We start from the raw sequence: 14,076 nt of genomic DNA, 5'->3' as shown, positions 1-14,076 counted from the left end.
TCAGTGCGTAAGGCGGGTCCCCGGTCATGACGGTCTTCATCATTCGCAGGCTTCTTCAAAGCGTGATCGTCGTCGCGGTGATGACGGTGCTGGTATTTGCCGGGGTCTACGCCATCGGCAACCCGGTCGAGATCCTGATCAGTCAGGACGCGACCGAGGCGGAACGCGCAGCGGCAATCGCGCGGCTTGGTCTCGACAAGAGTTTGCCGCAGCAATACCTCGCCTTCCTCGGCAATCTTCTCAAGGGCGATCTGGGCACCAGCTTCGTCTTCGGCGAGCCTGCGTTGAAGCTTGTGCTGGACCGCTTCCCGGCGACGATGGAGTTGGCAATCTGCGCCATGATCATCGCGATTTTCATCGGTGTCCCCTTGGGCCTTTACGCTGGTCTGCGTCCCGACAGCTGGGGCGGCCGGACCATCATGACCGGGTCCATTTTCGGCTTTTCACTGCCCAATTTCTGGCAAGGGCTGATGCTGATCATGCTGTTTGCCGTGATCTTGCAATGGTTGCCCGCCGGTGGCCGAGGCGAGCGCGGCGAATTTTTGGGCATCGAAAGCAGTTTCTTTTCTTGGGACGGGCTCAGCCATCTGATCCTGCCCGCAATCAATCTTGCGCTTTTCAAGACCAGTCTCGTGATCCGTCTGACCCGCGCTTCTGTGCGTGAGACGATCAATCTGGACTACGTGAAGTTCGCGCGCGCCAAGGGGCTGAAGCCCAGCCGTGTCATCGGTTTGCACGTCTTGAAAAACATCATGATCCCGTTGGTCACGATCATCGGGCTTGAGTTCGGATCGGTCATCGCCTTTGCCGTCGTGACCGAGACAGTGTTTGCGTGGCCCGGCATGGGCAAGCTCATTATCGACAGCATCTTCCAGCTCGATCGTCCGGTGATCGTCGCCTATCTGATCGTGATTGTGTTTCTGTTCATCACGATCAACCTCATCGTCGACATCCTCTACGCCATTCTGGACCCACGCGTCCGGCTTTCGGATCAAAAGGCATGAGCAGCTTGGATCCCGCATCCCAAAGCATCCCGCTTTCCGAGCCGAAGGCCGCAAAGCCCGTGCCGCCCGCCGTCCGGATTGCGAAGGACTTCATCGAAAGTCCGCTCGCGGTACTGGGTCTGGCGATTTTGTCCTTCATCATTCTGGTCGCGGTTTTCGCACCGTTGATCGCGCCGCAGAACCCCTATGACCTGTCCGAGATACGGCTGGAGGATAGCCGGCAGCCCCCTGGCTCCCAGCGGACTACCGATCCGTGGGAGGCCGATCTGGCCCTTGCCATAGATCCCAATGTCGAGGGCCGTACCGAGATCACCTTTGCTGAGGAAGCGCCGGTCGACAGCGCGGTCCTGTCCTGGACGCCGCTTGCGGATGAGGCGACGGTAGCTATCGGGTTAACATTCGATCCACCCCTTGATGGTATCCCGCTTGAGCCGCTCCGGCTCGATGACCTGCCGCGGGGTGCGGAGCTCAATATCGGCGAGAAACACAGCTTTCGCTCTTTCTGGACCGTTGACGCTGCGGAGCTCGAAGACTTCACGCTGACATCCCGCCGCGCTCTGGATCGCCCGTTCGAACTGGAATTGGTCGTCAAGGCGACCGAGGGCGAGGCGCTGATGACCTATTGGCTGGGCACGGATGGCCAGGGCCGCGACATGCTCTCGGCCATCATGTACGGCCTTCGCACCAGTTTGGCGGTTGGCGTGGTCAGCTGCTTCTTCGCGATGTTGATTGGCCTTAGCCTCGGCATGATTGCAGCCTTCTTCGGCGGGCGGATCGAGACCGTCATCATGCGGATCGTCGACCTGCAACTCAGCTTTCCGACCATTCTGGTGGCGCTGATGCTGCTTGCGATCCTCGGATCGGGCGTCGAGAAGGTGATGCTTGCGCTTATTATCGTGCAATGGGCATATTTTGCCCGAACGGCCCGATCCGTGGCGCTGGTCGAGCGCGGCAAGGAATATATGGAAGCCGCACAATGCCTTGCACTTTCCAAAGCGCGGGTCATCTTCCGTCATCTGCTGCCAAACTGCCTGCCACCGATCATCGTGGTCGCAACGGTTCAGGTGGCAAATGCCATTGCGCTGGAAGCAACGCTGTCCTTTCTGGGCATCGGCCTGCCTGTCACCGAGCCGAGCCTTGGCTTGCTGATCTCGAACGGGTTCGAGTTCATGCTGTCGGGGCGGTATTGGATCAGCATGTATCCGGGCATCGCGCTACTTTTGACCATCATCGCAATCAACCTCGTGGGCGACCGGCTGCGCGATGTTCTGAACCCGAGGCTGAACCGATGAGCCTGCTCAGCATCGAAAACCTTCGGACGCATTTCTTCACCAAGGCGGGGGTGGTGAAGTCGGTCGATGGCGTCTCCTTCGACCTTCAGCGCGGCGAAATTCTTGGAATCGTCGGCGAAAGCGGGTCGGGGAAGTCTGTGACCGGCTTTTCCATCATGGGGTTGATCGATCACCCCGGTCGGATCGTTGAAGGCGCGATCCAGTTCGATGGCCGCGACCTTGTCGGGATGCCCGAGCCCCAGATGCGTGACCTGCGCGGGCGGCGGATTGCGATGATCTTCCAGGACCCGATGATGACGCTGAACCCGGTTTTGCGCGTCGACACGCAGATGATCGAGGCGCTTCGGGCACATGGCAAGTGGACGGACGAAGACGCACGGCAGCGCTGCCGCGATGTGCTGGGCCAGGTGGGCATTCCAAGCCCCGACGAGCGCCTCAAGAGCTATCCCCACCAATTCTCCGGCGGTATGCGACAGCGGGTTGCCATCGCCATCGCGCTTTTGCACCAGCCGGACCTGATCATTGCGGACGAGCCGACCACGGCGCTCGACGTGACGATCCAGGCGCAGATCCTCTTTGAGGTGCAGAAGCTCGTGGCCGAGCACAACACGGCAATGATCTGGGTGACGCACGACCTTGCGGTGGTGGCCGGGCTCGCAGATCGGGTTGCGGTGATGTATGCGGGCCGGATCGTCGAGATGGGCACGACCGATCAGGTTGTGAACAGGCCGTTGCATCCATACACCGCCGGGCTCATCGGGTCCGCCCCGTCGCGCAACGCGCGTGGCACCCGTTTGACCCAGATCCGGGGTATGGCGCCGTTGCCGATGAACCTGCCGACTGGTTGCGCTTTTCAGCCAAGATGTGACCGGGCTGGCCCCGCCTGTGCTGCCGTCCCCGACCCGACAACGCCGGACGCGGGACACTTGGTGCGGTGCCACCATCCCTTGCTCGATGATCACGATCGGGGGACCGCCGCATGACATCCGCGATCATGGAACTCGAAGCCGTCTCCAAACGGTTCACCAAGAAACTCGACATCGCCGAAAAGTTCGCGCGCCGTCTGGGTGCCAATGTCCAGGAGCACACCGTGCACGCAGTCGACAAGGTCGACATGTCCATCGCGCCGGGTGAGGTCGTCGGGCTGGTGGGCGAAAGTGGCTGCGGCAAGAGCACGCTCGGCCGCTGTGTCGCGGGTGTTCACCAACCATCAGAGGGCACAATCCGGTACCGCGGGAAGGATGTGACCAAACTCCGTGGCAAGGACTCGCTCGAGAGCCGCCTGAACGTTCAGATGATCTTTCAGGACCCGATGAGCAGTCTCAATCCCCGCCTGAAAGTGTCCCAGATCATCAGCGAAGCGCCGCTGTTTCATGGGCTGATCGACCGCAACGAGGTCGATGAGTACGTGGCGATGACGATGCAACGGGTGGGGCTCGATCCCTCCTACCACCAGCGGTATCCGCACCAGTTCTCCGGCGGGCAACGGCAGCGCATCGGCATTGCGCGAGCCTTGGCGGTAAAGCCGGATTTCATCGTCTGCGACGAGGCCGTGGCGGCGCTGGATGTCTCCATCCAGGCGCAGGTGTTGAACCTTTTCATGGACCTGCGCGAGGATCTGGGTCTCACGTATCTTTTCATAAGCCATGATTTGGGTGTCGTGGAGCATCTGAGCGACCGGGTGGTGATCATGTATCTCGGGCGGATCGTGGAGACGGCCCCGACCGATGATCTGTTCCGGGACCCAAACCATCCCTACACGCAGGCGCTTCTGGCCGAGGCGCCGCGGCTTGAGACGGATCGCAGGATTTATGCGCCGATCAAGGGAGAGATCCCATCCCCCCTGCATCCACCCATGGGGTGCCATTTTCACCCGCGCTGTCCGCACGCAACGGAGCGATGCCGGACGGAGATACCGAAGCTGAAAGAGATCGCGCCGGGCCGGGTCAGCGCCTGTCATCTCAACGACGGCTGATACGCGAGGTCTCAGGCAATATTTCAGTCGGCCCAGCGGCCAAGGCGCACGGCAGTCGCGCCCGGGGTCAGCCGCCTGCTTGGCATGATCAGAACGCAGCCATCATGCGGCGCGCGGATTTCGGTGCCGCCGTCGATGCCGATCAGCTCCCCCTCTTTGAGGGTCTCCAGGCCGGTAAATGGCTGCGCGAATTCGAACTTGTCGGTCTCGACCGTGACAGCGGCCTCGACCTTTACGACCCGTTGCGCGGGCGGGAGGGGAAGCAGGTGCGGCCCGGCCTCAGCTTCGTCGATCATGTCGTGGATCAGCAGCCAGCGATACACGCTGTCAATGGCGATCGGAGCGGCGGCGGCTTCCCAGTGTTGGCCGCACTCGATCAGAACGGCCGTCTTGTCGCTGCCGGGTTCGCCGAACCCGCCATAGTCGCGCAGACGGCGCCCGGCGGCATGGCCCGTATCGGCGACGATGATCTCAGGTGTGCCAAGCCGCTTTGACAACGCCACGCTTCTCTCCAGTGGCCCGGCGACAATGACGGGGTCGGTCTTGTGCTGCATGGAATGCACGTCGAACAGGAGATCAACGGTGTCGATCAGCGGGCGCATCTGCCGCGCACGCTCAAGCTCGCTCGACTTGCGGTCGCCTTCGAGTGTTTCGATATCCCAGACCCGGTTCATGTCTTCGTCGACGAACCGACTGGCCATCGGATCGCCGGGATCAAAGGCCTGATACGCCGCGACATTCGAAAAACCCAGTGTCAGCTTGCCTCTCTTTGGTTGGATGCCCGCCTCGAAAAGCCGCTCAAGCGCGATGACGCCACATACTTCGTTGCCGTGGACAAGAGCATTGATCAGGACGTGCGGCCCGGCAGCGCCGCTGTCGAAGCTCGTGTAGTAGTCGACGCCGGTATTTCCCTCGCGGTAACGCGCAATATCTGGGAACGGAAGCTCGATCGGGTATTTGTTCGGGTCGGTCGCGCTCACGATGCAGCCTGTTTGACAATCGGCGGCTCAACACCGTCGGGCAGGGGGCAGACATAGGGCGATTTTGCGAGATAGGCGTCGTGCTGTTCGCGGGCCTTCGCGCGAAGTGCGGGGTCCTCGATCAGGCGCTTCGCGGTCGCTGCCATGACCTTCGCCGCATATACCATTCCCTTATGCGCCGCGGGAGCCTTGCCTTGCGCAACGGTCTGCCAGGTGTGAAACGGGGTACCCACCGCACAGGTCGCGACCCGGGCCTGCACCGTGGGGACGGCCCAGCTGACATCGCCCACATCGGTTGATCCTTCGCCCCCGTCGCCTTTCAGATCCAGCGGGGCCACAAAATCGCACAGCGCCAGATCCTCGTCAGGCGGCGGCATGCCACTGCGTCGGAAGGAAACAGCGATATCGTCTTTAGTAAGTGTTTTCTGAATTTCCTTGGCAAAGACCTGATCATCGGCGTCGAAGTCGACCGGGCCCAGCCTTTCGAGTTCGGTTTGCATCGCCTCTTCCAAGGGGCGGTTGCCGATCAGGTTGGAGACGCCGGTGAAGACATTCGCCTCGACCCGTGTCTCGGTCATCAGCGCCGCACCCTCCGCGATCTTCTTGACCCGCTCGATAAGGGATCGCAGGGTTTGAAGGTCGCTGGCGCGCACCAGTTGGCGAACGGTGGCCTTGTGCTGCACGACATTGGGGGCTACGCCACCGGCGTCGAGATAGGCGTAATGGATGCGTGCATCATCGGGCATGTGTTCGCGCATGTAGTTGACCCCGACATTCATCAGTTCCACCGCGTCAAGCGCGCTTCGGCCAAGCTCGGGCGCCCCGGCGGCATGGGCGGCCTTGCCGAAGAACGTGAAATCAATGCGGGTATTCGCCAGCGAGTTGGCCTTGTTGACGGCGGTGAATGTGGCCGGGTGCCAGGAGATCGCGGCATCGACATCGTCGAAAAGGCCCTCGCGCACCATGAAGGCTTTTGCGGCTCCGCCTTCTTCGGCGGGACAGCCGTAGTACCGGACGCGCGCCTTGATGCTGTTCTCTTCCAGCCAGTCTTTCACCGCGGTTGCCGCAAGAAGGGCGGCGGCGCCGAGCAGGTTGTGCCCGCAGCCATGGCCGTTGCCGCCGGTTTCGAGCGGGCGCGGTTCGGCCACGCCGGGCTCCTGGCTGAGATAGGGCAGGGCGTCGAACTCGCCGAGGATCGCGATGACGGGCCCCTCGTCACCCGCTTCGCCGAGAATGGCGGTCGGAATACCCGCGGCGTTTTCGGTGATCTTGAAGCCTTTCTCGGCGAGGACCGCCTTGTGTTCGGCCACGGACCTGTACTCGTTGTAGAGCGTTTCGGGCATGTCGAAAACGCGATCCGACAGCCCGATCAAATCCGACTTGTGACGATCAACGTTCTCCCAGATCACATCTGAATTCTGCATCTTTGACCTCCCCTTTGAACCCGTTGGAAAGGTTCCCATGCTGAATTGCACTTGGCAAGCGAGCAACGGCCTTCGACCTGCTGGAACGGCCATTTCAATGCGATCGGACCGCCGGACGTGCGCGGCGCGCAGCCAAGTCGCTCTCCGTCGTCTTTGGCCAGCCTAAGTCTAAGACGCCTTTGGGCAATCGCCTTCGCCGATATCCCAGAACAGACCAGCCATCAGCCCAAGCGCGTCGCGGCACACGGGCTTCAGGACATGTTCGTTCGGAGCGTGTTGAGAACAGCCTCGATATGAGTGCGGGACCCAAACTGTCGGCAGGCCAAGGATATCCGAGAACACCTCGTTCGGCAGGGAGCCCGCAAGGTTTGGAAGGATATGAGGTGTCCGGCCACAGGTGGTTTCGAGCGACCGCGATACGAACTGGACCCAAGGGTGGTACGGGCTCAATCGTGTCGCGTTGAAGAAACCGCGATCGTGCGGGATGATCTTAACGTTCTCGAACCCATGCGCATCGAGATGCCGACGCAGCGCCGGCAGGATATCCTTCTGATCGGTTCCCACGACGAAGCGAAGCTGGCAGGACGCCCTCGCATGAGACGAGATTGCGTTCACGGGCGCCTCGGGTACGCCGCTCTTCATGGCGAGGATCGCGAAACTGTTCCAGCCGTAGACCCGTTCGGCAGGGGTCAGGCTTTCTTCACCCCAGTCCTCGTCTATCGACGGTCCGTCGCTGCCCGCTATGGGAAGCCCTTTCAGCGCGCGTCGCACATCGTCGGTCAGGCTGTCAGGTCGCCATTCCGGGATGCGGATTTGCCCGCGGGCATCCGTGATCGTCGCCAGTGCCTGAGCGAGGATCATTGCCGGATCGGCCAGCAATCCGCCCCAGTTTCCCGAATGGTGCGCGCCGTCTCGCAGGTCCACCGACAGGTCGAAGGACACGCCCCCCCTCGATCCCATGAACACCGTCGGCGTGTCGGGTTGCAGGCGGGGTCCGTCGGAGGCAATCAGCACATCTGCGCGGAGGGCGTCTTTGTGCATCCGAAAGAAGTCCGCCAGTCCGGGGGATCCCATCTCTTCGCCTGTTTCAATGACGATCTTGCAGTTGAAGCCAAGCTTGCCGCGCACCTGCAGGACAGCCTCGAGCGCGGCCAGATTGATCAGGTGCTGACCCTTGTTGTCCGCGGTGCCACGGCCATAGAGCCGGTCGCCCTCTTCAACCAGACGAAACGGGTGAAGGCCGTCGCGCCACTGCTCGGTCTGAGCGCGGATGACGTCGCCATGCCCATATGTCAGAACGGTCGGCAGGTCTTCACCTTCAACACGCTGCGCCAGCAGGATGGGACCCGCCCCGGCAATCGGGTTCGCGTGGACCTCATATGCGAAGCCCAAAGCTGTCAGCCGCTTGGCCATTGCCTCATCGAGATATCGTACAAGCTCGCTAGCCCCGGCCGGATCCTGGCTTTCGGTCTCAAAGGCGACGAGGTCGCCCAAATCGCGCCGAAAGTTCCCCTGATCGAAGTAGGATGTAACCCTGTTGATGGCTGAAGCCCGCGTCACAATTTACCTCTCTGGGAAAGCTGGAAGGTGTGTCTGCTCTGAAGTCCATCATCACGACCAGATCGCCGCCGGACAAGCGTCTTATGGCCATTCTTTCCCGCCAGTGCGACACGGTCCAAGGTCGGGCCCCTTCGATTGCAGCAACATCCGGTAGACGTTTCACCAGAGACGCTTGCACGTATGGAAAGGTGGCGACGCCGGTCCCAGACGCCATGTGCCAGAGTATGCAAAGGGGCTTTAATTCTAAGTGGGATGGCTGCACTCTCGAAAAACCGGATGACCCTATCGAAAGAGATCGAAGCATGGACGTTGCATTCAGCCTTGGCACGTCGCGCCTCTCGGTGACGATCCACTCTGTTATCGTCGCCGGTTGGACGGGGCGCAACAACGACGCCGTGCAGCACCATATCGACGAATTGGCAGCTTTGGGCATCGCGCCGCCAAGTCAGGTTCCCCTCCATTACCGGGTTTCCAATGAGCTGTTGACCCAGTCCGATACCATCGAAGTTTTGGGGGAAGGCTCGTCGGGCGAGGTCGAGCCCTTGCTGGTTCAGGCCGATGGCAAGCTGTATTTTGGCCTCGCGTCCGATCACACGGACCGCGATCTGGAACGACATTCCGTTGCGGCCTCCAAGCAGGCCTGTGCCAAACCCATCGCCGATACGCTGTGGGACTTCGATGAGATCAAGGATCACCTCGATGACATGACACTGAAGTGCTGGATCGAAGAGGGCGGCCGCGAGGTTCTGTATCAGGATGGCACTCTGGCCAGCATCCGCCCGCTGACAGAGCTTTATGACGGGGCCGAAATGGTCGACGGGTCGGCCATGCTATGCGGCACGTTGCCGGCCATTGGCGGCGTCCGTCCTGCGCAGAAATACCGCATGGAGGTCGGTGACCCCACCAGCGGCAAAACGATTGCGATGACTTACGATGTCAGGACGCTGCCGATCATCGCCTAGCGCTGAAATGGGTGCTTCGGGAACCACGCGTCGTCCGAGGCTGTATTTGATCTCGAGTCGTCTGGGCCCCGAGACCTACTGCAACGCGTTTGGCAGGAAGAGCGCAATGCCGGGGAACGCGATCAGCAGGAAGGCCATGGCCAACATGGTCAGGCAATAGGGCAGCGCGCCCAGCATCACCTCGTTCAGGCTCCCCGATTTGCGCGCCCCTTGCACGACATAAAGGTTCAGACCCACAGGCGGAGTAATCAGGGCCATTTCGATCAGTACGATCATCAAGATGCCGAACCAGATCACGTCGTAGCCCTGCACCAGCACCATCGGAACGATGATCGGGATCGTGACCACCATCAGCGACAGCGTCTCGATGAAGAACCCAAGCACGATGTAGAGCACGACCACCACGAGGATGAAGCCCAGCGGCGACAGGCCGAGGCCTTCCATGAAGGCCGTCAATTCCCGACCCAGCCCCGCAGAGGCCAGCGTGAAGTTCAGGAAGGACGCGCCGATCACGATCAGCATGATCATCGACGTGATCTTGACCGTGCCCGTCAGGCTCTGATTGAGCATATCCCATGACACCCCGCCAAAGGCGAGCGCGATCAAAAACGCCCCGGCGACGCCTACGGCGGCAGCCTCGGTCGGAGTGGCCCAGCCCCGATAGATTGACCCGACGATGAGGCCGAACAGGATCAGGATCGGGATGAGGTCGATCAGCGCCCGCATCATCTGGGCGAACGGGAACGTCCTGCGCACGCCGCCCAGGTTCGGTCGAACAAGGCAGATGATCGCGGTCACCACCATGAACGCGAGCGCTAGCGCGATGCCGGGCACGAGGCCCGCGAGAAACAGCTGCGGGATCGAGGACTGGGTCAGGAAGCCGTAGACGATCAGGTTGATCGAGGGCGGGATCATGATGCCAAGCGTGCCCCCCGCGGCAATCGCACCTGAAAACAGCTTGGGATCGTAGCCCAGCCGTTCCGCCTGAGGCATGGCGACCGTGGCGACCGTTGCCGCCGTTGCCACCGATGACCCGGAGGTCGCGGAGAACATGGTGGCTGTGGCGATATTTGCGTGGACCAGCCCGCCGGGCAGCCACGACACCCAGCGGTCCAGCGCGGCGTAGGTGCGTGTGGCCACGCCGCTGCGCACCAAGATTTCGCCCAGCAGGACGAAGAACGGGATCGCGATCAGCGTCGCGGAGTTCGACGAGGACCAGACCATATTCCCCAGTCCGCGTGTGAGCGGGAAGCTGGAAAAGAACGTATCAATCCCGAAGCCCAGCAGAAACAGCACGATGCCGACCGGGATGGACAAGGCCAGCAGGCCCAGGAGCCCGACTGAAACATAGCCGATCACTGCAATGTCTCCTGCTCGGCAAAGGCACCGATAATGGCTTCGGTCTCTTCATGGCGGCGCTTTAGCAGAAGGCTTAGCGCTGCGAGGGTCGTGAGGGTCGACATGATCGCAAACCAGACCCAGCCGGCGAACCACGGCAGCTGTACCCACGCCAGCGGGGTCTCGAGCGGGGTATTGGCCCGCGATCCGTTGGCGAGGGACCGCTCCAGCACCGGCCACGCCTTGATGGCGATGGTGATGATGACCCCGGACATGACGATCATCGAGAAGACGTCGAACAGGGCGCGCGGGAAGCTCTGAAATCTGGACCGCAGCAGATCGATCCGCACATGGCCCAGTTCCAGCAGGGTATAGGACATGCCCCAAGAGGTCGCGAGCGCCATGGCATAGCCCGCGATCTCTTCGGTGCCACCAAGGGACGTACCGATCTGGCGCATGATGATATCGGTCAGCACGAAGGCCGCGCAAAGCAGCAGGCCGAAGCCGATGATCAGCGCCACCCCTCTGTTGAGTGCCCGCAGGCTTGCTATCATCTTGAGTTCCATTGGTGGTACGCCCCTTGGTGCGGTCAGGTCAGTTGATCGTGACACCGACGACCTTGCCGACGCTCTCATTCCAGCGCTGCGCCCAGTCACCGCCTGCGCGCTCGGCCCATTCGGGCAGCACTTCGGTGGTCAGGATCTCGCGGGCACGCTCGAAATCCGCATCGCTGACGTCGACAAGGGTCATCGAACGCGCATCGCCGGAAGGGCAATTGCCGTTGCCGGTCAGGCAGGCGATGTCGTTGACCAGTGCATCCTGTGCGCTTGCCCAGGCGCGGTCCTCAAAGCCGGTCTTGATCTCGCTGGTGATCAGAGCCTGCGTGTCGGCGCTCAGCCCGCTCCACTTGTCCATATTGATAGCGGTGACAACTGAATCCCACCCGCCCAATGGAATGGGCAGCAAATGCGTGGAGACTTCCCACCAGCCCGCGCTGTAGCCCGAACCGGCCCCGGTCACGGCGCAATCGACGACCCCATTTTGCAAGGCGCCCGGCACTTCGGCAAAGGACACATTGATCCCCTCTGCGCCCAAGGCTTCGAGCAGTTTCGCCGTCATGCGGCCGGAGGCGCGGACCTTGAGGCCCTCAAGGTCGGCTAGGCCCTTGATCTCGTGGTTGCAAAAGACGACCTGTGGCGGGTAGGGGGCAATGGCCAGAACATGGGCGTTGAAGCGGTCCCGATAGATGTCGGCCACCATCGGCCGGGCGGCATCCACCATGGCGCGGGCCTCATCTGCCGACAAGGCCACCAGCGGCACGTCCAAGCCTTCAAGCTCCGGCGCATCGGCGACCGCGTAATCTGCAACGGTCATGGCCACATCGTAAACGCCCTGTCCAAGAAGCGGATAGATATCTCCCAGCCCGAGGCTCATCTGGTTGTGGGTGGTCAGCTCGACGGTGATGTCGCCGCCAGAGGCCTCCGGCAGGGTCGTGCTCCAGAACGGCGCCTCATATTCATTGTGCAGCGGCAAGCTGGACCAGCTGCCCACAACCGCCAGGTTTTCCGCCACGGCGGGCGCGGCAAGTGCTGTGCTTGCGACGAGAATGGCAAATGTCTTTTTCATTGAGTGGATCTCCTTGTTGGTCGTTTCAGGTGTCGGTGAGAATTGTTGTTTCAGCGTCTTCCGCCACGTCACTGATCAGCATGTGTCCGGGCGAATGGGTGATGCAGATCGGCAGCGCTGCATCCAGAAGAACATTCTGGGGGGTGACCCCGCAGGCCCAATAGACGGGAACGTCACCGGGATTGAGCGCGACCGCATCGCCCCAATCGGGGCTCGCCAGATCAGAAATGCCGATTTGGGCGGGATCGCCCGACGCAATCGGGGCGCCGTGGGCTTGCGGAAAGCGGCGGCTGATGTCGCGGGCCTGTTCCACTTGCGCCTCGGGGATCGGGCGCATGGTCACGACCATCTTGCCACCAAAGCGTCCGGCCGGAACCAGGTCGATATCGGTGCGAAACATCGGCACGTTCAAGCCCTTTTCGATATGGCGCACCGGGATGCCGTTGCGCAGCAGAGCATTCTCGAAGGTGAAGGAGCAGCCAAGCGCCACGGTCACGAGGTCGTCGGTCCACACGTCGGTGATATCGGTGACCTCATCGCTCAACGTGCCCTCGCGGAAGACCCGATATTTCGGCACGTCCGTGCGGATATCGATATCGCGTCCCAGCGTCGGCAGCATTGGATCGCCAGTATCGCCGACCCCCACGATCGGGCAGGGCTTGGGGTTGCGCTGGCAGAAGCGCAGGAAATCCAGCGCATCCGCCTCGGGCAAGATCGCCAGATTGCATTGCAGCTTTCCCGCAGCCAGCCCCGCCGTATGTCCAGCGTAGAAGCCGTTGCGAATGGACGCGCGGATCGCCGCTGCCGGAGTGTCCAACAGATCAGAATGTGACGTCGCTGCAGGTGTCATTTGGCCCCCCAAATCCCGCAGGAAGCTTCGCATGCAACGGCGCTATCAACCAAATTATCAATTTATATCGTTGGTGATAGAATTTTTGAATTCACATTGGATGCGTCTTGGTCCAGGCCTCCGCCACGTCGCGGGCAATCTCTGCGCTGTTTTCAACCAGAAAGCTGCGCGGCTCAGAGATGTAGGAGGCCGTGAACGACAGCGGACGAGGCTGAAATCCTGCGTCAAATTCCACAATTTGACCCGCCTTGAGGAAGTCATTGGCAATCGCGCGGGGGTAAGGCCCAACCGCGATCCCCGCTGCGATCATCTTCAGGCTGGCCGACAGGGAGGCAGAGGAATAAAGCCGCAGCTTGGGCCCGATCCTGCGCGACAGCTCCGACATCAGCTCCCGGTAAGGCCGGGTCTTGCTCGAATAGGAAATAACCGGGATGCGGCTCAGATCCGTCTCGGTATTCGTGGCCGACCGATACCAGTGCAAATCGAAATGCGGCAAAGCGACGTTTTCGACCGTGAATTCCGAGACGGGGCCCATCAGCAGTGCCAGATCAAGCTTTCGCTCCAGCAGTTCCGTGCGCAGGTTTAGCGAGATATCGACCGTCAGATCGACACTGACCCGTGGATATTGTTCGCTAAATGCTGTAAGAAAGTCCGGCAGCCACGCTTGCGCGATCGTCTCCGAGGCCCCGACGCGAAAAAGCCCCTCCGCCTCGGAAGGGTTTGCGACGCGCTGCTGTATCTCCTCTTTCACGAACAGAATTTGCTCGGCATAGGACAGCAGAAGCGTGCCGTGCTTGGTCAGGACAAGCTCGCCCGGACCACGCTCGAACAGGGACACGCGCAACTCCTGTTCAAGGTTGGCGATACGGGTCGAGACGGCCGGCTGAGATAGATTGAGCCGGTCCGCTGCTTTGCGAAAGCCGCCAAGGCGGGCGACCCACAGGAATGTCTTGATCTGGTCAAATGTCATGACCCAATCCATATTCTGGATCGGCTTGGATACAAATCCATAAATCTCGCCGCAATCCCGAACCCATCAAAACCCGACCTCAAAGAGCCGCGTCG

13 protein-coding genes are annotated in these 14,076 nt (G+C 61.3%); 5 read left to right on the top strand and 8 right to left on the bottom strand.

Translation table 11 applies throughout. The features are described from left to right. Positions 1-26 precede the first annotated feature (26 nt). The 4 genes from C8N43_RS05255 to C8N43_RS05240 are packed head-to-tail and all read left to right on the top strand — an operon-like array spanning position 27 to position 4,271. Positions 27-1,004, top strand: coding sequence for an ABC transporter permease (locus C8N43_RS05255; RefSeq protein ID WP_107844599.1), 978 nt, complete (start codon positions 27-29; stop codon positions 1,002-1,004). Then, positions 1,001-2,296, top strand: a complete 1,296-nt coding sequence (locus C8N43_RS19920; RefSeq protein WP_107844598.1) for an ABC transporter permease — start codon at positions 1,001-1,003, stop codon at positions 2,294-2,296. The genes C8N43_RS05255 and C8N43_RS19920 overlap by 4 nt, the downstream gene beginning before the upstream one ends. Beyond that, entirely contained in the window at positions 2,293-3,279 is a 987-nt protein-coding gene (locus C8N43_RS05245) for an ABC transporter ATP-binding protein (RefSeq protein ID WP_107844597.1), read from the top strand. Before C8N43_RS19920 ends, C8N43_RS05245 begins: the two co-directional genes overlap by 4 nt. Next, a complete protein-coding gene (locus tag C8N43_RS05240; RefSeq protein WP_107844596.1) occupies positions 3,276-4,271 on the top strand; it encodes an ABC transporter ATP-binding protein in 996 nt (331 codons plus the stop codon). The genes C8N43_RS05245 and C8N43_RS05240 overlap by 4 nt, the downstream gene beginning before the upstream one ends. A 23-nt stretch (positions 4,272-4,294) precedes the next feature. Here the strand turns inward: C8N43_RS05240 and C8N43_RS05235 are convergent, their stop codons facing one another. The 3 genes from C8N43_RS05235 to C8N43_RS05225 form a co-directional block, all read right to left on the bottom strand. Continuing rightward, positions 4,295-5,251, bottom strand: coding sequence for a M14 family metallopeptidase (locus tag C8N43_RS05235; protein WP_107844595.1), 957 nt, complete (start codon positions 5,249-5,251; stop codon positions 4,295-4,297). Beyond that, positions 5,248-6,675, bottom strand: coding sequence for an amidohydrolase (locus tag C8N43_RS05230; protein ID WP_107844594.1), 1,428 nt, complete (start codon positions 6,673-6,675; stop codon positions 5,248-5,250). Before C8N43_RS05230 ends, C8N43_RS05235 begins: the two co-directional genes overlap by 4 nt. Before the next feature lie 168 nt (positions 6,676-6,843). Then, positions 6,844-8,235 carry a M20 family metallopeptidase gene (locus C8N43_RS05225; protein WP_107844593.1) on the bottom strand — a complete coding sequence of 464 codons (1,392 nt, stop codon included), beginning with the start codon at positions 8,233-8,235 and terminating at the stop codon, positions 6,844-6,846. A gap of 302 nt (positions 8,236-8,537) precedes the next feature. Between C8N43_RS05225 and C8N43_RS05220 the strand changes: the two genes are divergently transcribed. After that, positions 8,538-9,197, top strand: a complete 660-nt coding sequence (locus C8N43_RS05220; RefSeq protein ID WP_107844592.1) for a DUF2848 domain-containing protein — start codon at positions 8,538-8,540, stop codon at positions 9,195-9,197. Between the two features lie 75 nt (positions 9,198-9,272). Here the strand turns inward: C8N43_RS05220 and C8N43_RS05215 are convergent, their stop codons facing one another. The 5 genes from C8N43_RS05215 to C8N43_RS05195 form a co-directional block, all read right to left on the bottom strand. Beyond that, on the bottom strand, positions 9,273-10,556 hold the full coding sequence (locus C8N43_RS05215; RefSeq protein ID WP_107844591.1) for a TRAP transporter large permease: 1,284 nt from the start codon (positions 10,554-10,556) through the stop codon (positions 9,273-9,275). Next, a complete protein-coding gene (locus tag C8N43_RS05210; RefSeq protein WP_107844590.1) occupies positions 10,553-11,101 on the bottom strand; it encodes a TRAP transporter small permease subunit in 549 nt (182 codons plus the stop codon). The genes C8N43_RS05215 and C8N43_RS05210 overlap by 4 nt, the downstream gene beginning before the upstream one ends. A gap of 28 nt (positions 11,102-11,129) precedes the next feature. Further along, positions 11,130-12,161, bottom strand: coding sequence for a TRAP transporter substrate-binding protein (locus C8N43_RS05205; protein WP_107844589.1), 1,032 nt, complete (start codon positions 12,159-12,161; stop codon positions 11,130-11,132). A gap of 25 nt (positions 12,162-12,186) precedes the next feature. Further along, positions 12,187-13,011 carry a putative hydro-lyase gene (locus tag C8N43_RS05200; protein ID WP_107844588.1) on the bottom strand — a complete coding sequence of 275 codons (825 nt, stop codon included), beginning with the start codon at positions 13,009-13,011 and terminating at the stop codon, positions 12,187-12,189. Positions 13,012-13,102: 91 nt separating this feature from the next. Further along, entirely contained in the window at positions 13,103-13,981 is an 879-nt protein-coding gene (locus tag C8N43_RS05195; protein WP_107846246.1) for a LysR family transcriptional regulator, read from the bottom strand. Positions 13,982-14,076 lie beyond the last annotated feature (95 nt).

It is taken from the genome of Litoreibacter ponti (assembly GCF_003054285.1).
In the GTDB taxonomy this organism is placed as follows: Bacteria; Pseudomonadota; Alphaproteobacteria; order Rhodobacterales; family Rhodobacteraceae; genus Litoreibacter; species Litoreibacter ponti.
Note: the sequence above shows the minus strand (reverse complement) of the source record. Positions and strands in the feature narration are given on the sequence as shown.

What these genes read in the sequence shown, in the direction of transcription:
- C8N43_RS05195 (WP_107846246.1), bottom strand. Translation starts at nt 13,981, where the DNA reads ATGACATTTGACCAGATCAAGACATTCCTGTGGGTCGCCCGCCTTGGC.
- C8N43_RS05205 (WP_107844589.1), bottom strand. Translation starts at nt 12,161, where the DNA reads ATGAAAAAGACATTTGCCATTCTCGTCGCAAGCACAGCACTTGCCGCG.
- C8N43_RS05255 (WP_107844599.1), top strand. Translation starts at nt 27, where the DNA reads ATGACGGTCTTCATCATTCGCAGGCTTCTTCAAAGCGTGATCGTCGTC.
- C8N43_RS19920 (WP_107844598.1), top strand. Translation starts at nt 1,001, where the DNA reads ATGAGCAGCTTGGATCCCGCATCCCAAAGCATCCCGCTTTCCGAGCCG.
- C8N43_RS05245 (WP_107844597.1), top strand. Translation starts at nt 2,293, where the DNA reads ATGAGCCTGCTCAGCATCGAAAACCTTCGGACGCATTTCTTCACCAAG.
- C8N43_RS05210 (WP_107844590.1), bottom strand. Translation starts at nt 11,101, where the DNA reads ATGGAACTCAAGATGATAGCAAGCCTGCGGGCACTCAACAGAGGGGTG.
- C8N43_RS05240 (WP_107844596.1), top strand. Translation starts at nt 3,276, where the DNA reads ATGACATCCGCGATCATGGAACTCGAAGCCGTCTCCAAACGGTTCACC.
- C8N43_RS05220 (WP_107844592.1), top strand. Translation starts at nt 8,538, where the DNA reads ATGGACGTTGCATTCAGCCTTGGCACGTCGCGCCTCTCGGTGACGATC.
- C8N43_RS05200 (WP_107844588.1), bottom strand. Translation starts at nt 13,011, where the DNA reads ATGACACCTGCAGCGACGTCACATTCTGATCTGTTGGACACTCCGGCA.
- C8N43_RS05230 (WP_107844594.1), bottom strand. Translation starts at nt 6,675, where the DNA reads ATGCAGAATTCAGATGTGATCTGGGAGAACGTTGATCGTCACAAGTCG.